The 23564-nt window shown below is 42.7% G+C and carries 15 protein-coding genes; 3 read left to right on the top strand and 12 right to left on the bottom strand.

Annotated elements, in window-relative coordinates; translation table 11 throughout:
* Window positions 1–9: 9 nt before the first annotated feature.
* The 11 genes from T426_RS0107415 to T426_RS0107365 form a co-directional block, all read right to left on the bottom strand.
* On the bottom strand, window positions 10–885 hold the full coding sequence (locus T426_RS0107415) for a glycerophosphodiester phosphodiesterase (RefSeq protein ID WP_159103350.1): 876 nt from the start codon (window positions 883–885) through the stop codon (window positions 10–12).
* Window positions 886–1152: 267 nt separating this feature from the next.
* Window positions 1153–2130: a metallophosphoesterase family protein gene (locus T426_RS0107410; RefSeq protein ID WP_025865151.1), complete on the bottom strand. Its 978-nt coding sequence runs from the start codon at window positions 2128–2130 to the stop codon at window positions 1153–1155.
* A gap of 14 nt (window positions 2131–2144) precedes the next feature.
* Window positions 2145–4112 (bottom strand): NPCBM/NEW2 domain-containing protein, encoded by a 1968-nt coding sequence (locus T426_RS0107405; protein WP_025865150.1) that lies wholly within the window; start codon window positions 4110–4112, stop codon window positions 2145–2147.
* A gap of 171 nt (window positions 4113–4283) precedes the next feature.
* Window positions 4284–5264 carry a ligand-binding sensor domain-containing protein gene (locus T426_RS0107400; protein WP_025865149.1) on the bottom strand — a complete coding sequence of 327 codons (981 nt, stop codon included), beginning with the start codon at window positions 5262–5264 and terminating at the stop codon, window positions 4284–4286.
* Window positions 5265–5274: 10 nt separating this feature from the next.
* Window positions 5275–6336: a DUF4434 domain-containing protein gene (locus T426_RS0107395; RefSeq protein WP_025865148.1), complete on the bottom strand. Its 1062-nt coding sequence runs from the start codon at window positions 6334–6336 to the stop codon at window positions 5275–5277.
* 131 nt (window positions 6337–6467) lie between these two features.
* Entirely contained in the window at window positions 6468–7325 is an 858-nt protein-coding gene (locus T426_RS0107390; RefSeq protein ID WP_025865147.1) for a sugar phosphate isomerase/epimerase family protein, read from the bottom strand.
* A gap of 68 nt (window positions 7326–7393) precedes the next feature.
* Window positions 7394–8914, bottom strand: a complete 1521-nt coding sequence (locus tag T426_RS0107385) for a Gfo/Idh/MocA family protein (RefSeq protein WP_027585479.1) — start codon at window positions 8912–8914, stop codon at window positions 7394–7396.
* 26 nt (window positions 8915–8940) lie between these two features.
* Window positions 8941–10197 carry a 3-keto-disaccharide hydrolase gene (locus tag T426_RS0107380; RefSeq protein ID WP_211253556.1) on the bottom strand — a complete coding sequence of 419 codons (1257 nt, stop codon included), beginning with the start codon at window positions 10195–10197 and terminating at the stop codon, window positions 8941–8943.
* Window positions 10198–10436: 239 nt separating this feature from the next.
* Window positions 10437–12116, bottom strand: coding sequence for a RagB/SusD family nutrient uptake outer membrane protein (locus T426_RS0107375; RefSeq protein WP_027585477.1), 1680 nt, complete (start codon window positions 12114–12116; stop codon window positions 10437–10439).
* Between the two features lie 12 nt (window positions 12117–12128).
* Window positions 12129–15287, bottom strand: coding sequence for a SusC/RagA family TonB-linked outer membrane protein (locus T426_RS0107370; RefSeq protein ID WP_027585476.1), 3159 nt, complete (start codon window positions 15285–15287; stop codon window positions 12129–12131).
* Between the two features lie 559 nt (window positions 15288–15846).
* Window positions 15847–17055: an ROK family transcriptional regulator gene (locus T426_RS0107365; protein WP_025863509.1), complete on the bottom strand. Its 1209-nt coding sequence runs from the start codon at window positions 17053–17055 to the stop codon at window positions 15847–15849.
* Window positions 17056–17444: 389 nt separating this feature from the next.
* On the opposite strand from T426_RS0107365, the gene T426_RS23020 reads away from it, so the two are divergent.
* The 3 genes from T426_RS23020 (at window position 17445) to T426_RS0107350 (ending at window position 21270) form a co-directional block, all read left to right on the top strand.
* On the top strand, window positions 17445–18665 hold the full coding sequence (locus T426_RS23020; protein WP_051538569.1) for a n-acyl-d-glucosamine 2-epimerase: 1221 nt from the start codon (window positions 17445–17447) through the stop codon (window positions 18663–18665).
* A 61-nt stretch (window positions 18666–18726) separates the two neighbouring features.
* Window positions 18727–19815 carry a DUF4434 domain-containing protein gene (locus T426_RS0107355; protein ID WP_025863507.1) on the top strand — a complete coding sequence of 363 codons (1089 nt, stop codon included), beginning with the start codon at window positions 18727–18729 and terminating at the stop codon, window positions 19813–19815.
* Window positions 19816–19848: 33 nt separating this feature from the next.
* The gene (locus T426_RS0107350; RefSeq protein WP_025863506.1) at window positions 19849–21270 is read left to right on the top strand and encodes a sugar porter family MFS transporter; all 1422 of its coding nucleotides are present in this window, start codon (window positions 19849–19851) and stop codon (window positions 21268–21270) included.
* A 111-nt stretch (window positions 21271–21381) separates the two neighbouring features.
* Here T426_RS0107350 and T426_RS0107340 read toward each other — a convergent pair whose 3' ends face one another.
* Complete coding sequence (locus tag T426_RS0107340; protein ID WP_027585473.1) at window positions 21382–23352, bottom strand: DUF3078 domain-containing protein; 1971 nt, start codon at window positions 23350–23352, stop codon at window positions 21382–21384.
* Between the last annotated feature and the right edge of the window lie 212 nt (window positions 23353–23564).

Here is a 23564-nt window from a genome sequence, read left to right as displayed (position 1 = left end):
TTCTTTATATCATTTATTTTTCTCGTCTACCAGTTGAACTAACTGCTCTGGTTCGTTGGTGGTTATAAAGTCAACACCTTCGTTTAAATAATGAACCAATTCTTCTGCATCGTTTACAGTCCAAACATTTACAGTGAGGCCAACTTTGTGTGCTTTACCAATCAATGACGAATCACGCTGAAAAGAATAAAAAGGATAATCTAGACCTGATATTTTATCAGATACTAGAGTTTCTATGGATTTATCATCCATCAAGTAAGCAATATGAGTTGTCGGATCCAGTTCCCGGATACGCAGTAATGCACCATAATTGAAACTAATATAATCCACCCAGGCCTGAGCTTTCAGGTCATGTACCATGCGAACCACGGCATCAGTCAATTCCAGAGTTCGTTGCTGACTGATTTGTGACGATTTGATTTCCAACACCAGGCGAGTTTTGTTTTGCAGAACTGTTGTTTTCAGGTATTGCTCCAGACTAGGAACACCTTCATCGTTTTCGAGATCAATGGCATGCAGCTCTTTTGCCGTGGTTTTTTCTACTACCTTTCCTCCAATTGAAGGATCGTGACAAATTACTGGAACATGATCGGCCGACCACCAAACATCAAACTCAGAAGCTGCACACCCGAGAGCAATCGCATTTTTTAAAGAGCTTATAGAATTCTCACTTCCCGGTTGATTTTTCCATGCTCCCCGGTGAGCGACGACCGGAGTATGGATAAATTCATCTTTAACCAGATTATATTCAACTGATTTTTCACCGAACCCAACAGTTATTCCATAACAGAAGCCAGGTGTTGCAGCGGTTAACCGGGTTGAGCTCTTTAAATAAACCTTCCCTTCCCGATCGATACGAAACAAACCTGCAGTATCTTTTTGCAATACAATGTTGCCTTTCGCAAAATTGCCTGATATTACAAACCTGCCAATGAAAGCTCCCTTTTGATTCAGTGGAATCCTGTAGTTGGTTAAAACCAGCAGAGTCGTTTGCCTGTTACCAGCACTTACCTGTAAAGAGAAGATAATAGTCAACCCTAGCCCACTCAATATCTGAAATAGGTTTCTCATATTGAATTCTTAAAAGAATGCTTTAACATTTCCGGCTAAGACACTCTCAAGTTAAGACACTCATTATCAAATAACAAAATCTTACTTCGATAAAAATAAATAATCAAATTCCTGTCCTCCAGATGTTCTGATATAACTGTCAAACGCTCTTTCATTTTCATGAAGGACAATTACACGTGCTCCCCGCTTCAGGACTTCGTGATATGCAGAAGCATAGCCGGTTTTACGGCCATACGCCAAACAGATTCCATCCAATTCCCCGGCAAAATCGTTGTTATGATCGTGTCCGACAAAAACACCCATTACATCTCCCATTTCGACAAACGAAGCAAAAAGCCCGCTGTTTAAAGAAGGAGAACAAACCGTTTCAGAATGATTTCCAAGTACATTTTCCTGATTACGAACAAGCTCATATTCCGGAAACGGTATGTGGAAAAATGCCAGTGCAGGAATCATCTTTCCCGCCTCAGAACTGAAGCGTTTACTTGTGCGACGGTACCACTGAATCTGATCATTTTTGATCCAATCGTATCCCTCCACCTGGGGCATCGGTGAGTAGGCATGAGAATCCAAAAGATATAACAAACACTCTGTTTTTCGCGTATCAACAGATTTCACTTCCAAAAAGCAATTGCCTTCTCCCAACAGTGATTTGTCGCTATTCCCGCTGAGATTGTAGGGGTTCTTTTGCAAAAGTTGAAGTACCTCATTTTTGGACATATCCGATTCGGTATCGTGATTGCCAAACACAATGGCAAACGGTACTTTTAGGTCAGTCATAGGACGGGTTATTTCTTTCCATCCCTCTTCTGCTCCTTTTGAAACTACTACATCACCTGTAATGATAACCAAATCAGGCTGTTCTTCCTGAATTAATCGGTGCATTAATTGAACAGTGCTATCATTATATGCCGCATATTCATGGCCTTTAATCCAGTGCAAATCGGTAAATTGAATAATCTTAAATGTTCCGTTTTTAAACGACAGGACAGGTTTAGCAGAAAACGCGTCTAATGTTGAAAGGACAATGGCCAGTATTAAAGAAACTCTCATTTTCATTGTCGTGTTCTTTTTTAGTTGGTTGCCGGTGTTAGCTTCACAAAGGTCACTCCATGATATGGTACTTCGGTTGAAAAGTTATTTTCAAAAGTCCCCAGATCCTTTTGCCGCCACAAATCACGGACAACTACTTTACCGGATAGATTGAGGAAAGCGAAATCGAGGCTCATATCATACTTTTTCTTTTGAATGGTCTCGCTTTCTTCTTTATTCCATAAAATGAAATAAGGATCGACGTGAAAGAAGCCCACAGCAATGGATCCGTCTTCAAGATATTTGTACCAAATCTGGCCATTATCTACCATTATTTTATGGGCCGGCATCACTGCTGGATCCTGATCAACACCAATTACCTCATCGTTGGTCAACAGGTTAAGTGTAAAATCGTCCATATCGCTCATATCGCAACCGATTAACAGGGGGGAGGATAAAATACACCACAAACTAATATGCGAATATTGTTCATCGGGAGTGAGATATGATTCATGCACGTTGGCTCCCCAACCCATACCCAGTTTCCCGACGACAAGCATGTCGGGATCATTATATTTCCCGGGACGGGTAACAGGAGCACACACATCCTGAAAGAACCCAATACTTCTGACAATATTCCATTCATCGGTAATATCGCGCGTGGTGCGCCACTGATTTCCCCCGGCTTCACGAGCCCAATTCCAGACATTCGGGGCACCAAAACCTACGCAATAAACAATATCCCTCGGTACTCCATCAAGCGCATCGCGCATCACAATATATGGTTCCTTAATTAGTTCTTCGGTTGGAACCGGGGCAATTTCGGAGTAATAGCAGTAATCGTATTTCAAATAATCTACTCCCCAGTCAGCCCACGTTCTCGCATCCATATCCTCATAACCATAGCTTCCCAAATGACCTCCACAGGTTCTTGGCCCGGGTGAAGAATAGATACCAAACTTAAGTCCCATTTCGTGAATAGAGTCGCACAAGCGCTTGAAATCAGGGAATTTTTCGTTTCCCTCAAGGTCCCCGTTTGCAGAACGTTTATTAGCTTCCCAGCCATCGTCTATATTAATGTAACTCCACCCATGGTTCATCAGTTTTTCCTTCATAAAGCTGGCAGCATCCACCACTTTCTGCTCATCAACCTTCAGCCCCCAGCAATTCCAACTATTCCATCCCATGGGAGGAGTTAATGCAATTTCGTCGCCCACCTGAACCCTGACCACTCTCGCATCGGTTCCCAGTTCATTTTTAGCTTGCAATATCATACTATAGGTACCTGGTTTTATCAGCATTCCGCTGATAATCCCGGTTTGGGTATCCAGTTCCAGCCCTTCCGGCATATTTTGTACTGAGAAAGACATCGGGCGATTTCCGGTGGCTGCAATTGTCAGTAAAAAAGGATTACCGGGCCTTACCCCAAACACTTTTGCATTGTTGATTTTGGGCTTTGGCGAAGGTTGTGGAGTTAGGATATACTTTTCGTTTTTTAACGGTTCCGGCATCACTGCTTCAGGAACGACCTCTCCTGCGGTTTCAAAACGTACATTAAGCCAATCGGCATGATCGTACATTATGCCATCACCGCCTTCTGTCACCAAAAATGCCAGTTTTTTAATATCCTTCAGAGTAATGTTAAAAGACTTCGCCGGCATTCCCTTTTGCATCAGACCACTTCGCCATATGATTTGCTGGTCTGCCAGGATCTGAAACTCCATCTTTCCTGCAAAGTCATTCCGATCGTCGGCACCTACCTGCCCGGAAAGAAATTTTGCCTTGCCGTCCAGCCGGACGATAAACCGACTTATTGAATGTGTTCCGATGCCCCGTTTATATTTTATGCCTGCTACAGACAACTGAGTGCCCAGAATTGAGCGATTCACCATTGGTGCTCCCCAGTCCTGATACATCCTGCTTACATCCAACTCATTTAGCCATATTGTTTTTGATTGGACAAAAAAAGGTAAAAGAAGGGATAGAAATCCGAATATAATTTTCTTCATAGTCGTAGTGAAAAGGTTAGTTTATTAAATATGATTAGCTCGTCGTCACAAAACACTCATCTACAGTCAGCTAAAAAGCCTCCGGGATATCCCGGAGGCCCACCCTATGCGAAAGGTTGAATCCGAACCTATAAAGGATCCATTAAAACAAGTGCTGTTGTATATATTTCATTATTCTCTGACCTCTGAAATTCCCTTCCCTGTCCCGATGTAGACTTTATTTTTTAATACACGAATACATTGCACCCGATTATCTATCAGTTTACTGTTGGCCGTAGTATAGGTTTTCCATTTTGTTCCGTCGAATACGGATACTCCTTTATTGGTCCCCACCCAGATTTTGCCATACGAATCTTCAGCAATTGCCAGAATCAGATTCTCCACCAGTCCGCTGTTTTCTTTTTTGTAAATCGTCCAGTTTGTCCCATCAAACTGAGCAAGACCATTACAGGTTCCAATCCATATATTCCCTTTGGAATCGGATGTCACGGAATACACGTCGTTATCCGGCAATAGACTGTTTTCTTTATTGAATAGTGTCCAGATACCCATGTCATATCTCGAAAGGCCGTGATAGGTTCCAAACCACATGCGGCTTTTGGAATCGCACGTCATCGCAACGACAGAGTTGTCCCCCAGATTCACTTCACGGTCATTATAAACGATCCAGCGCGTTCCATCGAGATTTGTTACACCACCGTTTTTTTCATTCACATCAATTTCGCCTTGTCCGTTCAGATTGACAGCACCCCCTCCCCAATCACCAATCCATATACTTCCTTTGTTATCCGCTGAAATGGTATTCACCGAATTTGTGGGAGATGCATCTTTGACCTTTTCCCATTCAACTCCATCTTTGCTTTTATAGACACCGCCTCCCCAGAGGCCTGCCCATTTGGTATTATCATCTGCGATAAACAGTGTTTCTACGTAACTTTCAGGTCCTCTCGTTTCCCACTTTCCATCAACATACTCGAAAACACCAGCCCACGTACCAGCCCACAGATTTCCATTCTGATCAAAACAGATGGCCCGAATATCATTTTTCGGAGAAAACGAATCCTCAATCCGGTAATTTGTCCATTCTTCAGTGCACCCCGCGTACAAGAAGAAAGAAAAAAACAGGTTAATTAGTATGATTAGCTTCTTCATGTTTTCCGATTTAAAGTTGTTTCCGAGATTCCAGCCAGTTCCGGTAATCAGTATACAGTTTTCCCGAATTCGGATGGCCGACTGTTGCAATTGATCCCGGCTTATTCATGATACCCATGTATTGGTAAACAAGAATTTTGTCAACGAATGGAGAAATATCTTCCATCTGCTTCAGTATCCGTTCGAAATCAGCCGGAACAAGGGCACTATCATACACGTCTCCTTCAAACTCGAAAATTTCCATATCAGCCCAAAGTTTTGAGCGTCCGGCTTTCGTGTGCACCTTGCTCAATGCTTCATAGTATTTCCCTGCCGTTCCTACTTTTGTCTTCTTTACCCCGATTTCGTCCTGATAAGCTATGATGTCGATATCCAGTTGCTCCAGTTTCCGGACATAATTATCATCTGCTCTGACAGATTTCGTACCATATGGCGCTATCAGGTTTACAGAATTAGGGGTCAGCTCTTTGGCCTTTTTATTGCATCGGTTGACATACTGTATTGTCGTGTCATCTATGGTATTCCACAAACCTGATTCGTTAGGATAGTACCACCCGTAAAAACTCTTGTGATGCGCGTATTTTTCAGCGACTTCTTCCATTCCCTTTTCGCGCAACTGGGCCACCTCTTCACTAGTCATCATTTTGTTCCCCTCGCGCCAATCTGCCCAAAAATCGTTACTTACAAAAAACTTGATCTCACATTCATCGGCAGCTGATAAAACAGCTTCCAAAGGATCAGGGCATGCATAGTCATAACGAGGCTGAAGTTTTGACGGATAAAACGTTTTTCCGTCATTCGCGACAGCCATTAGAACAAGGTATTCCATGCCTAGTTCGCTATGCTCTTTCACCTTAGCTTTCCATTGTTCTGTCGTGAATTGTGGCAAAACCGGATTCCAGTATTTACCCTCCGGAGCAAATCCATGTGTGAACTCAAACCAGGAGCCTGAAATGGGTTTAATTGCTGAATTCAAACCCATTCCGGATAATGTGGAAGCGATCAACTGGTTTTGTAGTAACAAAGAGGTCGACGCGACGCCCGATATCTGTAAAAATTTCCGTCTATCCATGATTTCCTACTAAGTTTTAATACCAATTCCTTGCCCGGCAGCCCGATTAAGAAATGAGAAACAGTAAGATAGAAATGTTATATGACTCAAAATACTGTATCTCATTAGAATCATTTTTGCATAAATGCAAATTAGAACAGTTCATTAACCTCCTGCTGAAAATAATCAATGCACTTACCGATGTCCGGGACTGAATTGTCCCAGTTATATTCATACTCAATCGAAAACAATCCTTTAAAATTCTGACGTTTTAATTCTTTCAGCATTCCGTCAACATCACAAACACCGGTTCCCCAAATCACATCATGCTGTTCAGCCTCACCAGCTTCTTTCTCTTTCACATCCTTAAAATGCAACGATTTCACACGACCTTCACACATTTTCAGAGCTTTAACGGGATCGATTCCCATACGTTCCCAATGACCGACATCGGCGCATGCACCAATACGGTTGCTAAGCCCTTTTACTGCATTCAGAAATAACTCAGGATTCCAGTAGAGAGAAGGCTTTGGGTGATTGTGAATAGCCACATCAATTCTATATTGGTTGGCTAGTTGATCAACATATTTCAGGTATTTATAATCGGGTTCGCAGGTAATCGTTTCGATTCCCATAGACGATGCAAATTCAAAAAGCTGCCTCCACTCGGCTTCACTATGACAAATAATGACCCCGCTGGCAACAATTTTGACTCCTTTGGATTTCGCATAAGCCAACACTTTTTTCTGCGTAGCCTTATCCATGTGAAAATCCATTGTTCCGGGAATATCTTCCCCCAATGTCTGACCGTAATATACCTCAATATATTTCAGTCCCAGTTGATGCGCTTTATCAATGGCCTCCTGCAGGCTGAATTTATGAAACGTGTAAGCCTGGATTCCCAAATGCCAGCCAGCCTTTTCAGCTTTGTCTGCTTGAGAAAAAGCGCGGACCGAGAAGCTTATAATTACAAGAGTAACACAAAGGTACCTAAAGGTATTTTTCATCATTCCAGTTATTTAGTCAGGTCAAAATATAGTTCAGGAGCCAAATGCTTTCTTAGCCTCCTGTTATGATATCAATCTACAGGCATTTCGGGCAAGGACCATCCATCCCTATAGCTGTGTCTGATCCACTCACTCGCCATTTCTTTTGCGTTAAATTCTGCAAACCGTCTGTCAAAATGCGGATCTCCGTCAACCACAGCATATTCATCAACAGTTACGACCTTGATTTTGTCGTTCGGTGATATGTTGGTGAACTCCATCTTCTCTCCATCCCAGGTTAATTCCCGATGCAAACCGGATAGCCTTACCGCCAGCACTCCCATGACCACCATTTCATTGAACGGTCCGGAAAACCCGAAATTAGAGGAAGCTTCTTTTCGGCTGTCAGCCGGTTCTTTGCATGCTCTTATCCAATCTTGCTCATGTGCATTGGTCCCCCAGATATTTCCATTCCCTCCTTTTATTCGAGGAATGGTTGGCTCGGGCTGTTTAAAATGGGCCATAGCCGATTTGGGCAACAGTGTAGGATTCATTCCATAACAACCTGTCATTATTTTTCCCCTGGTTCCGACGAAAATCAACCCGCCATTGGAATCTCCCATCATCTCACCATCTTCCAGCTCTTCGGGACGATCCGGCAGTAAACCTCCATCGTACCAGTGAACTTTCACTTCCGGCATGTTGACTTCGCCTTTCGGCGGTCTCTCCGGGAAGGTATAGGTAACTTTCTGAGCCTGTGGAGGCGAATAAAGGTTTGCCAGGGTAGAACTCGCCATCACTTTCGTGGGATATTTCAGGTCCAGCGCCCAATACAAAGGATCCATGATGTGACAGGCCATATCGCCAAGGGCACCGGTTCCAAAGTCCCAAAAACCTCGCCAGTTCCAGGGAGTATACGCAGGATCATACGGGCGATATTCCGCTGGTCCCACAAACAGATCCCAATCCAACCCCTTCGGTACTTTAGCTCCGCCTTTAGGCTTCGCCAGTCCCTGAGGCCATATGGGACGATCAGTCCAACAATGCACTTCAAATACATCACCTATAATCCCCGATTGAATCCATTCAGCTATCTGACGGCACCAATCGAACGAATTCCCCTGATTCCCCATTTGAGTCGCAACTTTATATTTCTTGGACAGTCGGGTCAAAAGCCTTGATTCATAAACTGAGTGTGTAAGGGGTTTCTGTGTATAGCAATGTTTTCCCAGAGTTATTGCATGAGCAGTTACTCCAGCATGAGAATGGTCAGGTGTAGCCACCATAACTGCGTCAATCGATTTGCCCATCTCATCCAACATAACCCGCCAGTCTTTGAATTTTCTGGCATTCGGATAGTCTTTAAATGTTTTGTCGGCATAGTTCCAATCGACATCACACAGGGCCACAATATTTTCGGTGTTCATATTCCGCAAATTATTGCGTCCCATTCCTCCCACTCCAATACCGGCAATATTCAGTTTATCGCTAGGCGCCGTGTGTCCCAGCTTTTTCCCCAGTACGCTACTGGGAACTATGGCCAGCCCCGAGGTTGCAGCCCCCACGGTTCCAATGAAGTTTCTTCGGGAATATCTACTTTTACTTTCTTCCATAGTTTTAGGTTTATTAGTTATCTTCACTACAGCCTTTTTAGAATCAGATTCTTCCAAAGTACCTTAATTCCCCCACCGTCATGTATCTGGAGGGCAATGCGTCCATTTCCCCTCTCAATCAGAGAATCGGACAAATGGGTCATTTCATGCCCGTTGAGCCATGTTTTAACCTCCGGACCAACCACTCTGATTCGCATCGTATTCCAGTCGCCGGGCTTGAGAATATTCTCCTCTTCATCAGGAATTTGGTGGAGCCATCCACGCCCATATGATTCATAAACCCCCCCGGTATCATCTCCTTTGGGAGCCACCTCTACCTGCCATCCGGAGATTTTTGTCCCATCAATCGTTGATCGGAAAAAAACGCCGCTATTCCCGTTAGATATCTGTTTGAAATCGACAGACAAGTCAAAGTCTCTGAAATATTGCTTTGTTGCCAGGTATCCATAACCTTTATCGGGACCACTCTCGCAAACCAGGAGATTATTCTGAACGTACCACTTTTCTGTTCCATAGATAATCCAGTTTTTCAGGTCGTGACCGTTAAAAAGGGTCACGGTGTCCTTTCGGGAGGGTAGTTTCTTAATTTTTATATTGCGAAACCATGCCGGGTATCCATGATCCTGAAGACAGATTACTCCCGAAGGTGACAGTCCATATTCCGGATCATTCTTCCATTTACCATTATTTTTTTTCGCGAACCATTCATCCGACCAAGCTTCAAACTCAAGTGTTTTTACACCATTCATCCAATATTCCACATGGCCATTATCGAATATAATTTTAGAATTGTTCCATTGTCCGGCAGGCTTCACCTTAAGTTTGCTTTTGTCCGGTAGATACATGGCATAATCTGCACCGCATTTCTGCCACTCTTCTAAAGGTTCCGGAAAATTCACATCATCAATCAACTGATACTCCGGGCCTGTTACATATGGCACAGGAAATTGTGACCCCTCAACCACATGATACAACATCCCACTGTTACCCCCCTTCGAGATTTTCCAATCCCATGTAAGGATAAAATTTTCATACTGTTTATCTGTAACAATGTATCCACTGGCATCACTGCCCTGACCTTCCGCTTTAATAGTGCCAGCTTCAACTTCCCACGGACCGGTTAGCTGAGTTCCGTTATAATCTCTCCACCCCTGTAGTGTTTTCCCGTCAAAAAGCAATTCCCAGCCAGCATTCTTTTCAGCCCTTGTTAGTGTGTTCTCGTTTTTACTACAACCTGACAACAAGACTCCCAAAAGTAAAACCAACACATATATCTTACTCATTTTCAGCATCACATATAAGTTCAAAGAGGCTGCCTCAGAAACAAATCTGCCAGTTATCTATTTTCGTCAGAAAGTATAGTTCCACTGAATCTGAGTAACTAACCCTGAGCGATCCCACAAATGTCTGTGGGTTCATTTTCAAGAAATTCACACCTCAATTTACCAGCAACAAGTAAAAATGCAGATTATCCTGAGACAGCCTCATAAATTGATTATTATCGTATGAAAATCAACACAAACTAATAATTACCGTTTTGCACCAGGACGCCATTGGACTTATCAATTTCTGTCTGCGGAATCGGGAATGGCCAGCTATTATCGGACACCAGTTTACCTTTGTTTGCGTAAGGTTGTTCGCTATAATAGGCATTCATCACCGATACATAGTCTCCCCAGCGCAGCAAATCCAGAAGTCGGTAGCCTTCCATACCCAGTTCCCACCGTCTCTCATTTTTGATCGCCTTCAACAGATCATCTCCTGCATCCACTGCCAGGTTGGCCTGAAAGTAAGCGTCATCAACCGGAATCAACGTCTCTTCAAATGTCCTGTAAGTAGCTTCTTCATCTTTCTTGGAAGTTGAAACAAAAGCACGGTAACGGACTTCATTAATCAAGCTGGCAACTTTCTGGTTGTCACCGCCCGTCTTAAGTAGTGCCTCAGCGTACATCAGAATCACGTCAGCATAACGGATATAATACGGAGCCCAGTCTGTTCTTATATCTCCAAGTGAATAACCATCCCTGAAGCGATCAGCCACAAAGGCTTTTCGACTCTGCTGATGATGAATATTATCATATCCCGTATAGGTGTGTGTTATCAATTTGCCATCCACATTGGGGAAAACATCACCCGAGCTGATAACGGTAAATAGCTTTCGAGGATCTCTTTGATCAAACGATTCCGCAAAATCAACGGTCGGACAGTTACCTCCCCAGCCACCGACTTCACCGCGTCCTGCATACATGACGGCCGTACAATAACCGATATCCAAATAACCAGGAACGTACTCTCTTAATACCGTGAAAATACACTCCTTAGACAATTCTGAGGCGTGAGAACCGAAGAAATAATCACCGCGGAAAAGATTCTGGTAGTCAGGGACTAAACTGAACACCTGACTATCATAAACTATCTTCGCTGCACTTAAAGCAGACGCATAATCTGCATTGGCGTCACCGGACATTTTTCCGTGCTCCTCCAAACCGGCGAAGAATAAACAAACTCTGGCCTTGAAGGCATACGCTACGTACTTTGATATTCTTCCATATTCATCGCTGCTAACATTGGTTGGCATATTCGGATCGGCGATGCATTCATCAATATCGTTTATAATCTGCACCCTAATATCCTCGATCGGCGATTTGGCAGGCAAATCAGTAGGAACCGGTGTTTCGGTAATTAACGGAACAGAACCGAATGTTGAAGCCAAATCAAAATAGAACCAAGCCCGCAAGAATTTCAATTCAGAGATATAACGGGATTTCGTCTCTTCTGATACTACACTACCATCAGCTGCAACGAGTTTTTCCGCAGCACTAATCCCTTCGATGGCTGAATTACACCTGGAGATACCTGTATAACGTCTGGTCCAGGTATTAAGCAGTTCACCATTCGATGTAAGGGGACGTCCCGTTGCCAAATTCTTTGTATCCGCACGGTCATTCGCATCCGAACCACCGGCATCTGCGTCATCCGTTGTATTTGTTCCAACTTCAATCCGGTTGAGATAGTAGTCCCAGTCTCCCCATGGAATCATATTGGCATAACAGTTGGTAACGGCCTTAAGCGCAGCACCGGGTGTATTGTAATAACCTTGCTCATCAATTGATGCATATTGCTTTGAATCAAGAAAGCTATCAGAGCAGGAAAGGAAGGCAACAATTGGAATAATTGCCAGTATATATTGTAACTTTTTCATGATTCCTGAATTTTAAAATTTAATATTTATTCCCATCAAATATTGACGAGCCTGTGGATAGAAAGCGATATCAACTCCGTTAAACAACGGACTGGCGTCTCCAATTTCAGGCGACATACCGCTATAATCGGTAATCGTAAACAAATTATATCCCCCCACCCAAATCCGTGCTTCTTTCATAAATACCTTTTTTAACAAATCCGGAGGTATCGAGTACCCAATTTGCAGTGTTTTCAGCTGAAGATATGAACCATCTTCTGCCAACCAGTCAGACACCTGAACGTTTGTCGAGTTATCGGTCGTAATTCTGAATTGACTATTGGAAGGATTGGTCTCTGACCATGCTGTAGTCATCAGATCCTTAGGAGCATTATAATAAGCAGTTCCAGAATATAAGTCAATCTTCTTCATGTTCATAATCTGGTTCCCGCGTACCCCATAAAATGTCGCAGAAATATCGAACCCCTTATATTCCAGACCGAAATCAAAACCAAAGGTAAAATCCGGGAACGGGCTGCCAATATCAGTACGGTCAGCATCCGTAATCTGTCCGTCCAAATTCACATCCACATATCTCAAATCCCCGGGACGGGCCTTGTCCTGAATAACTTGCCCTCCGGCTGCATTAGTATTGTTGTCGATCTCCTGTTGTGATTGGAATATGCCATCCGTTTTTAATCCATAGAAATATCCAACAGGCTTACCAACCTCGGTTTTGGTGATTGTTTTGTCGTCATAGCCTACTCCATACAGGGGCTGACCACCTCCCAGCGATAATACTTTATTAGCATATGAGAAAATGTTTCCTCCTATGTTGTACTGCAGAGCGCCCACTTTCCCTGTATAATTCAGCGTTAGCTCGATTCCCTTATTTTCAATACTTCCAGCATTCGCCCAGGGATCATTTGTATAACCAAGATACTGGGGAAGTGGAACCTGCAAGAGCATGTCACTGGTCTTTTTATAAAAATAATCCGTGGACAACGTCAACTTATTATCAAAAAAGCCCAATTCAAGTCCAATATCTGTCTGTTCTGTCGTTTCCCATTTGACATTGGGATTTCCCATGTAGCCTTTTCCGCCAGCCAGCTGAAATCCACCACCGAAAAGGTAGTATCCACTATTCAGGCTATAAGTAGAACGATATGCACCTCCATCAATAGCCTGGTTGCCTATCTGCCCCCAACTAACCCTAATTTTGCCACGAGACAAGGTTTTTCCGATAGCATCGTGGATAAACCCCTCCTCACCAAAGGACCATGCTCCGGAAACAGACGGAAAGACTCCCCACTTATGGCCGGCATCAAAATTGGAAGACCCATCATATCGTACGGTGGCTGTCAGCATATACTTGTCTCGCCACGAATGGAACAGGCGGCCAAAGTAAGAAACCATGTATGCGTCTGATTTGGTTCCTGAAGCAGATGCCGTTTTAGTCGCTGCATCAATTACTTTCTGAGATTCTGTATTTGTAACAATTCCTGTTTTACTAGCACTGAAATTGCTGCTTTTGGTCATTTCAACCGAATTACCCAACATGAAGGTGGTATGTTGTTTTCCATTCCACTCATAGGTTTTATCAAAAGTAATCAGGTTATCGATGACGGTATAATTGGTCGAATAAGATGCATTTCCAACATATCCGTCAACATTATTTTGGTAAGCCCCGATATAATAAGAAGGCGTAAAATACTCAGGAGTTGCCCGATAAATAGAGGTATTGGCAGTTCCGCGATATTTTAACCAACTGGTGAGATTCAGATCCAGATTAAGCCCCCCTCTGAAGGTTACATCTTTCCATACATTATCCTTATTCACGGCTACCTGAGCCACTGGATTGGCCCGGTTGTTAAAGAATACCGGACTGTAATAAGAGTAAGGATTACTTGCATCTATTTTGTCAACCAGAATCAAATTACTCAAAAAATCCGGAATGTTTTTTAGGTTTGTCCTGTAGATTGGAGTTACCGGATCTGCCGTCAGAGCACAAAATATTGTTCCGTCATAAATGGTATTTTCAACAACATTTCTCCGGGACTGATAAACCACTGAGAAATTACCTGAAAGCTTTGCCCAGGAGGTCAACTGATTGTCAACAGTGGTCCGCCATGATATCCTTTCAAAATCCGATTCTTTTACAATACCGTTCTGCGACATATAACCAAGGGAAGTATAGTAGGATGTTTTAGAGGTTCCATTGGAAATGGATACATTATAATTCTGAATAGGTGCCGACTGGAATATCTCATCCTGCCAGTTCGTGCCATTACTGTTCCCAAAATTATCCTGAAGAAAACTCAGCATGGACTGTTTTTCCTGCTGTGTAACCCACGGTTGTCCGGTTCCATTGGTATAAGCAAGGTTTCGGTAATCAATGAACTCTTCCGCGTTCATCATGTCAAATTTCTTTGTCACATTCTGGACACCATAATAAGCATCGAGACTGACACTCATGTTATGTCCATCACCCATGGTTCCCTTCTTCGTCGTGATAATAACCACGCCGTTTGCGCCCCTCGAGCCATATATTGCCTCTGCTGAAGCATCTTTCAAAACTTCCATTGAAGCAATATCATTCTGATTAAGCCAACCGATATCTGATTGAGGAAAACCATCTACCACGTATAAAGGATCATTACCATTAACGGTACCGATTCCCCTAATTCGTACAGTTGGTGCCGTCCCCGGACTACCTCCGGTGGAAGTAATCGTGACCCCCGCAATCTTTCCCTGGAGTGCCTCAGTTGCTGAGCGTACTGGAATATCAACCAATTCCTTCCCCTTGATACTGGATACTGCCCCTGTTAGGTCACTTTTTTTCATGGAACCATAACCTACAATGACAACCTCATCAATTCCCTGCATATCTTCCTTTAGAGTAACATCGATGACCGTTCTGTTACCAACTTGAATTTCCTGATTTACATAACCAATAAAAGAAAACTTCAGTATGGAATTTTCGGAAGGAACTTCAATGAAATATTTACCGTCGAAATCTGTCGTTGTTCCGCTGGTAGTTCCCACAATGACAACATTCACACCAACCAGCGGAGCCCCTTTGCTGTCCAACACACTTCCACTAACACTCACCTGTGAAAGAGCTTCCTGAGGATACAGCAAGCCATTGAAGAGCAAAAGAATAAGTGCTATTCCTTTTAGCAATTGTTTCATAATGTTTAGTTTAAATTAGATGTTTGAATTAGTTAGTACCCACCCGGCACCTAAAACCAAAGACTATATCTTTTCCGGAATAGATATAATCATAGACCTGCCACATCATATGATGAAAAATCAGCAAGCCTGTTGGCACCCTCCATCAGACAGACTTCTTATCACCGCCAACAAAGCATTCACATCATTTCACATAATATTCAACAGCCTTAAGGCAGATCCTTGTTAATATCATTGCATTATTTAAAAATATTTTATTTTCTAGAAGTAAAATTACTCCATTATTTAATAATTACAAATATTTATTAATATTTTTTATTTATTCAAACAAAATGGTTTGTGGTATTAAAAAAGCTCTACGTGCCACAACAAGTCGAAAAATGCCCTTCCCAACAAACCAGGCAAAGCAACGTCATTACACACGTTTCTTTCATTTCGTGTCTATCCATACCACGAAATTTTCCCAGTATTCCGGCAAAAAAAAAGAGGCGAAAGCCTCTACGATTAAACACCAAACAGAAAAAAACCGACAACACATTTCGGCAAGGAAAGGATTCACTCAGGATGAGATTCCGAGGACGCGTTCGCGCGCTAACAAGCCGGCACCAACCGCTCCAGCCTTCTCTCCCAATTTGGAAAGCTTTATTTCCGTGTCTTTGTTGACCAGGTTTAATGAGTACTTTTTTATGGCACTTCTTATCGGCAGCAGAATATAATCTCCTGCCCGTGAAACGGTTCCCCCAATAACCAACAATTCCGGGTTAAACAAATTAATCAACCCAGAGATTGACCGCCCGAGCTTATTTCCAATCTCTTCAATAATCTCAATAGACAATACATCCTCTTCCAGCGTGGCATTGATTATATCCTCCAACATCAAAGTTTCTTCTTGCTCTATCTTGCTCTGCAATATAGTGTTACTTCCGCTGTTTACCCTTTCCAGAAAAATACGATGAATCGCCAGGCCAGAAGCTTCGGTCTCTAAGCAGCCCTTCTTACCGCAATGACATATAATCTCGTTATCAAACACATACGTGTGCCCAAATTCTCCCGAAAATCCAGATTTGCCGTAATACAGTTTTCCATCCATCACAATACCAATACCAATACCCCAACTGATATTCACAAAAATCATACTCTTCTCCCCTTTTGCGACACCACTCACATATTCTCCGTAAGCCATTGAACGCGAATCATTGTCTATGAATGTTCTTACCCCAATGCGCTCTTCAATCAACTCACTCAATGGCTTTTCTTCAAAATAAAAATAACTATAGCTGTATCCTGATGTAGTATTTACCCGACCGGTAATGTTCACCCCCACACAGTGAATCTTGGTCATCAGTTTTTCCTGATCTTCAATAAATTTACTGATGATATCACAAAGCTGATTTAATGCTTCCGGAGTATTTTCCAGACGATAAGGAATACCTTCTTCAAACTTGACTGTTTCACCTTTAAAATTAACCAGAGCAATGTTAACACGAAAGCGTTTGACATCAACTCCAACGAAATAGCCGGAATCGGGATTTAACCCATACAAATTAGGACGTCGTCCCCCGCCCGTTTCTTGCTTCCCAAAATCTTGGACAAATCCATCGTCGATTAATTCACCAATCAATTTGGTGGTCGTCGGAACACTCAAATCCAGTTCTTTGGCCAACTCAGCTATCGTACTCGATCCGTTGACTACATAAAAACGGATAATATTCTTCCGTGTTAAGTCTATTTTGCTTTCAATCTCCGATTCAAAAAACTTGTGCTGCATATTAATATTAGGTAATCTTAGGATCTCCCAAGACAATGAAACGACTTAATAACAGAAACAAATTTACAAAAAAACCGCTAGTATTGACATAGTTCCATATTTCAAACATAACAAACGCCTATATTAAACTAAAAAACACACCAATAGAACAACATAAAACAAACTTATTTATTTTTAAAACTACATTTTTTGAATTATTTTATTAATTTAGCTTCTATTATTTAAATATTTTATTTTCATTTGTTCAATAATAAGATGGAATGTATAATTGCGGAATAAGAACCGGTAGGGATCACGCAATTCTGTTACGCAAAAGTAAAACCAGACAGTCCCTCCAGCTCCTTGGAAACAGCATATGCCGTAAAGCCGCAAAAAAAAAACGTAAACTAATGATTAATTCAGAACTGAACCAATACGCAGCGTTATATCAAACAGAGTTACTGGATAACGTTATCCCTTTTTGGACGGAGTACTCTGTCGACAAGATATTCGGTGGATATTTTACCTGTCTCACAAGAGAAGGAAATGTATTCGATACAGATAAATTCGTATGGTTGCAGGGACGTCAGGTGTGGATGTTTGCCATGTTGTATAACAACGTGGAGAAGAAAAAGACGTGGCTTGACATTGCACTGAATGGAGCCGATTTTCTAAAGAAATACGGGAGAGATGAAGAAGGTAACTGGTATTTTTCCCTGACTCGGGAAGGGATTCCACTGATACAGGCTTATAACATATTCTCAGACTGCTTTGCGGCCATGGCCTTTGGCGAACTTTACAAAGCAACCGGCAGCGAAGAATTCAAACAAATAGCCGTATCAACTTACTATCAAATACTGGAACGCCAGGAGCATCCCAAAGGCATATATGATAAATCAGTTCCCGGGACACGCCCACTCATCAACTTTGCCTTACCAATGATACTGTGCAACCTGTCCCTCTCCCTGGAAGATGTTCTGGGCAGCCAGACAACGGCCAAAATAGTTCCCGAATTGATAAGCAATATCATGACCAACTTTTACCAGGAGGATACCGGTCTAATCCTGGAAAACGTTTCTCGCGAGGGTAAATTTGTTGACAGTTTTGAAGGGCGCCTGATCAGTCCCGGACATGTCAACGAATCAATGTGGTTTCTGATGGATCTGGCCGTCAGATACAACGATCAATCTTTGATCGAACAAGCCGAGAAAACATTGTTACGCAATACGGAATTCGGCTGGGATAAAAAATATGGCGGAATATTTTATTTTCTGGATTACAAAGGTTACCCGCCCCAGCAACTGGAATGGGATCAGAAACTTTGGTGGGTTCATTTGGAAACGATGATTGCCATGGCCAAATGTTACAAGCTAACTGGTAATCAAAGCTGCAGTAATTGGTTCGAAGAACTCCACCAATATTCATGGAAGCACTTTAAAGATCCGGAATACAATGAATGGTTTGGATATCTCGACAGAAGAGGGGACCCATTACTTACATTAAAGGGAGGAAAATGGAAAGGAAGTTTCCATGTTCCGAGAGCCATGTATGAAATATGGAAAACCTTATCCTCGCCATCACCATTACAGAAAGATTCGGCAACTCTATCAAATTCCCGAAACAAGCTTTAACGACTCTATTTGCTTTTAATAACATAAAGACACCAAAGTATATAACCCAACAATCGATGTTATGAATAACAAAGAGGACTCACGCCGTAATTTCCTGAAAAAACTAGGTGCCACAAGCGCTTTGGCCATAACGGGGACGCAACTTCTTGGCCAATCTGTAGAATCAGGACTAAGACCTTATTCTGCCTCAGAAAATTACATCATCCCAAGAGAAAACGGACTAAAAATTACCGGAACCTTTCTGGATGAAATATCACATGATATACCTCATCAGAACTGGGGAGAAAGAGAGTGGGACGCCGATTTTCAGCACATGAAAGCCATTGGCATCGATACAGTCATTATGATCCGATCTGGTTACCGAAAGTTTATTACTTATCCATCTGCATACCTCTTAAAAAAAGGATGCTACAAACCCTCCGTAGATACATTGGAACTATTTCTGCGGTTGGCCGATAAGTATGGCATGAAATTTTATTTCGGGCTTTATGACTCAGGGAATTATTGGGATACAGGCGATATGAAATATGAGGTCGAGGACAACAAATATGTAATCGATGAAGTTTGGAAAAACTATGGGAGAAGATTTAAAAGCTTCCAGGGATGGTATATTAGCGGTGAAATAAGTCGCAAAACGAAAGGGGCTATCGGAGCTTTTCACACAATGGGAAAACAGTGTAAGGACGTATCGAATGGCCTGCCGACTTTTATCTCTCCGTGGATCGACGGGAAGAAAGCAGTAGAGGCAGCATCCGATAGCCTCACCAAAAATAATGCGGTTTCCGTTCAGCAACACAAGGAGGAATGGGACGAAATATTCGATGGGATTCACGATGTAGTCGATGCCTGTGCCTTTCAGGACGGACATATCGACTACGATGAACTAGATGCTTTTTTCTCAGTAAACAAGGAATTGGCTCAAAAGTATCATATGGAGTGCTGGACCAATGCAGAAACCTTTGACCGGGATATGCCCATTCGCTTTTTACCTATTAAATTTGACAAACTCCGGCTGAAACTGGAGGCCGCAAAACGGGCAGGCTACGACAAGGGAATTACCTTCGAGTTTTCTCATTTCATGAGTCCGCAATCTTCTTATCCTCAGGCCGGACACTTATACAATCGCTACAGGGAGTACTTCAATATTTGAATTGACTGAAAATAACGACTTAAACACTTCATCGTGAAAAAAAATCATACGAATAGTGAGAATATGGGCTACGTACTGTTCTTATCCGTTGTCGCAGCCTTGGGAGGTTTTCTGTTTGGATATGATACAGCAGTCATTTCAGGTACGATTAAGGGCGTATCCACCCAATTCAACATGAATGATATTCAATCAGGATGGTATGTTGGGTGTGCATTGCTCGGATCAATCGGTGGCGTCCTGATAGCCGGTCGGCTTAGCGATCTTTTTGGTCGTCGGCCTGTACTTTTTGCATCAGCTGTCCTATTCTCTGCATCTGCCATTGGTTGTATGCTCTCCCCAAACGAACAGTGGCTGGTGTTCTATCGTATCATCGGAGGAATCGGTATTGGTGTTGCTTCGGTTATTTCTCCGCTTTATATTTCCGAAATATCTGTACCGCGGTACCGTGGCAGACTTGTTTCGTTATACCAATTGGCCATTACCGTCGGGTTTTTGGGCGCCTACATGGTGAATTATGCACTAAAAATAAATGCACAAACCATGCAGGCCAATGCTATCCTGCACACAAGTTGGACAAGCAAAATCCTTGTCAGTGAAGTATGGAGATCCATGCTTGGAGCCGAAGTATTACCCGCACTACTTTTCTTCATTACCCTGTTTTTTATTCCGGAGAGCCCTCGTTGGTTAATTGTCAAACACAAAAACACTCAATCGTTACGAATTCTCAGCCGCATTCAAGGTGAAGAGACCGCCATAGCCCAACTAAAGGAAATTAAACTAATGGTACAGCATGAAGAGCAATCGAACTGGAGGCTCTTGTTTCAACACGGTTACAGAACCGCTATGATAATAGGAATTTCACTGGCCATCTTAGGACAATTTATGGGCGTCAATGCAGTATTGTATTACGGTCCAAGTATCTTTGAACAAACTGGACTTTCGGAAGGTGACTCCCTTTTTTACCAGGTCTTTGTTGGCCTGATAAATGTTATTTCCACGGTCATAGCCATCTGGCTGATTGACAGAATTGGTCGGAAAAAGTTGATATACTATGGGGTGGCCGGTATGTTAGTTTCACTTATTTTGATTGCAATGTATTTCCAAATCAACAAAACCAGCATGGTGATCCCTCCGGTTACCTTACTCGTATTGATCCTGGCTTATATTTTCGGATGCGCGATATCCATTTGTGTAGTTATCTGGGTATTGCTGTCAGAAATGTACCCGACAAAAGTGCGAGGTGCTGCTATGTCTTTAGCAGGCTTCTCCCTTTGGGTTGGAACTTACCTGATAGGCCAGCTGACTCCATGGCTTATGAACTCTCTGTCGGCGACAGGCTTATTTCTACTTTTTGCTCTAATGTGCCTGCCCTATTTATGGATTACCTGGAAACTGGTACCTGAAACAACCGGTAAATCACTGGAAGAAATTGAACAAATGTGGATGACGCGTTGAATCATTCACCCACAGATGCAGATTATAAAACCAATTCCATAAGAGCTTTGGGATTAACAAATGTTCTTATGGAATTTTTGGAAGAGGTAACCATTGAAACCAAACGTCAAGTTAAAATTGGTAAGTAAATCCAACAGTAAAGAGCTCCTGAAACTGCCATTTGGGCTTTTTCCCGATCTGGTTCCCGGCATCATCATATACCGGGAATTTGGTATTATCATCGTAAATCAGGTGCGTCATAATCCGGGTATTGATGGAACGAGTCACCTTCATGACCAGTGTTTGCTCCCAATCGAAATTGAACTTGGTAAACGGGTATCGGTAGTTGACAAATATCTGCCCTGCTGTTTCATAGTGAATATTCTCGATAACATCCTTCTTGAAAGTTGTTTTTACAATGAAACCCGGTTCCCACAACTTCTTTTGTCCGGCTTTTAGTCCATAGTTTGTCGGGTCAATCAGTGCAGTATCATTCACATATGTTGTTTTGGACGTAAGCGGAGAAAGAAACAACGAGAAATCGGCGTTGGGTTTGTAATCCAGACCAATTGAGAACGTTACGTATCCTGGTGCCATGAAGGCCGATATAGGTCTCAGGTGATCTGGATCGGAATATCCCCGCGCCATCTGCGTTTTAAAATCGAAATCACCAGAATAATACCAACGATTGAACGCTGAATACCCCAGACGGGATTGGTATTCAATCTTATCGTCGTTTTTCTGCAACCCTTTCGTATCGGTCCGGTTCATCCCATAACGGAGCTCCAGATTATTTTCCCATTTCAACTTTTTCTTTGAATAATTGACATGGTATTTGGCAACGCCCAATGCAGCCAGCGAACTTTCACCTCCTTTGGCCCAGTTTCTCAGCGTTGTTTGCGTAAAGCCAATAGTACCGTCACCGCCCATTTCCCAGGGCGACAGTTTTGGTGTGATGGTATTCATAGACAGCAAGTTGTCTTCCGGTTCTTCCCGTTTGATTTTTATTTCCCGCCGGTCTGTGGTTGTAAAGCGTTGAATTTGCACTCCATCATCGATGATGATGTTCACCTTCCCTTTTCCGCTGTTATTCACAATAACTCCCAACGAATCGTTCTGGACATTCTTCAGGTAAAACCGAATGGGTGGCATAGGCCGGTTTGCTGTCCACATCGATTTCTTCTCGCCGGCAAGGTTTGTAAAACTTAGTTTCACTGAATCGGCTGCTGCATATTTTGTCAGGTATCGAAGCGCCATACGAAGTGAATCATTCGCCGACGCTACGGCTCCATCGTTGTAATATGAGAGCTTGTCGTAATTACTTTGCTCCACTTTTTTCCGGTAGGCCTGAGCTGCAGAATCAATAAACTGCTGAATATATTCTGAACGGTACTGTGCGATAACCGAATCGCGGTAGCTGGTAAGAACCGAATCGTTATACCGCAACCGGCAGGATTCAACCACGCTAACACGGATAGAATCAAAAGCTGCTGGTGAAATTGAATCAGTAGCTCCAAGACTGGTAAAATGTCGTGTGAGACAACGCCGAAAGGCCGCCGGCATCTGTTTCAATGAGTCACTTAACAATCGCTGCGGATCCATTGCCGGAATCAGTCGAACTTCCTTCTCTATATTTTCAAGAAGTGACTCCGGAACTTCAATCATACTTTTTTCCAGACTATCCGCCCATTGTTTCTTCAACGATTTCACCCGATCGTCCACTTGATTGGAAGTAACATAACCGGGAACATTTTCCGGATGGCGAATATCCTGAGGTCTCCGATCGTAAATATAGACAACTCCGTAATCGGATAAGAGCTTTTGCATTTCTACCACCGATGTATCGATGGGTTGATTTTCGGCATAATTTAATACACCTTTAATAGCTTTTTGATAGGTACGATCGGTAAGGTACCACTCACCTCCCGAGTACATGATCCGGTTCAGATAATTCACACTCCACGTTAACGTATCCTTCGGATTTTCCGGCTGGTCGCGACGTTGATTCTTTTTTGCAGAAGGGGAATCTTCTGCATTAGCCCATACGGGGCTGGCTAACATCGTAACGCATGCCAGCAATAAGACCGGAAATATTCTTGACATAATTACTTCCCCTGGTTTGGTTCGACACAAAAATAGTTATTCAAAGCAGATTTATAAAAAGATTTAAAATCATTCCTACGAACTTCATTATATCCATTTTCGTGCCATGTTTACTTCCTTATCCCAATAAAATGCCCACAACTGTGTGTTCTACAGAAAATAAAGAACACAAAAAAACCTTCCGGGAACGAGTTACCGGAGCAACTCATCCG

Source organism: Prolixibacter bellariivorans ATCC BAA-1284, from assembly GCF_000621705.1.
In the GTDB taxonomy this organism is placed as follows: domain Bacteria; phylum Bacteroidota; class Bacteroidia; order Bacteroidales; family Prolixibacteraceae; genus Prolixibacter; species Prolixibacter bellariivorans.
This window is presented reverse-complemented; position numbering and strand designations above follow the sequence as displayed.

Bases quoted from the DNA above. Each gene is read 5' to 3' on its own strand.
- T426_RS0107410 (WP_025865151.1), bottom strand. From the start codon at position 2,130: ATGAAAATGAGAGTTTCTTTAATACTGGCCATTGTCCTTTCAACATTA.
- T426_RS0107405 (WP_025865150.1), bottom strand. From the start codon at position 4,112: ATGAAGAAAATTATATTCGGATTTCTATCCCTTCTTTTACCTTTTTTT.
- T426_RS0107400 (WP_025865149.1), bottom strand. From the start codon at position 5,264: ATGAAGAAGCTAATCATACTAATTAACCTGTTTTTTTCTTTCTTCTTG.
- T426_RS0107395 (WP_025865148.1), bottom strand. From the start codon at position 6,336: ATGGATAGACGGAAATTTTTACAGATATCGGGCGTCGCGTCGACCTCT.
- T426_RS0107390 (WP_025865147.1), bottom strand. From the start codon at position 7,325: ATGATGAAAAATACCTTTAGGTACCTTTGTGTTACTCTTGTAATTATA.
- T426_RS0107385 (WP_027585479.1), bottom strand. From the start codon at position 8,914: ATGGAAGAAAGTAAAAGTAGATATTCCCGAAGAAACTTCATTGGAACC.
- T426_RS0107380 (WP_211253556.1), bottom strand. From the start codon at position 10,197: ATGAGTAAGATATATGTGTTGGTTTTACTTTTGGGAGTCTTGTTGTCA.
- T426_RS0107375 (WP_027585477.1), bottom strand. From the start codon at position 12,116: ATGAAAAAGTTACAATATATACTGGCAATTATTCCAATTGTTGCCTTC.
- T426_RS0107370 (WP_027585476.1), bottom strand. From the start codon at position 15,287: ATGAAACAATTGCTAAAAGGAATAGCACTTATTCTTTTGCTCTTCAAT.
- T426_RS0107365 (WP_025863509.1), bottom strand. From the start codon at position 17,055: ATGCAGCACAAGTTTTTTGAATCGGAGATTGAAAGCAAAATAGACTTA.
- T426_RS23020 (WP_051538569.1), top strand. From the start codon at position 17,445: ATGATTAATTCAGAACTGAACCAATACGCAGCGTTATATCAAACAGAG.
- T426_RS0107355 (WP_025863507.1), top strand. From the start codon at position 18,727: ATGAATAACAAAGAGGACTCACGCCGTAATTTCCTGAAAAAACTAGGT.
- T426_RS0107340 (WP_027585473.1), bottom strand. From the start codon at position 23,352: ATGTCAAGAATATTTCCGGTCTTATTGCTGGCATGCGTTACGATGTTA.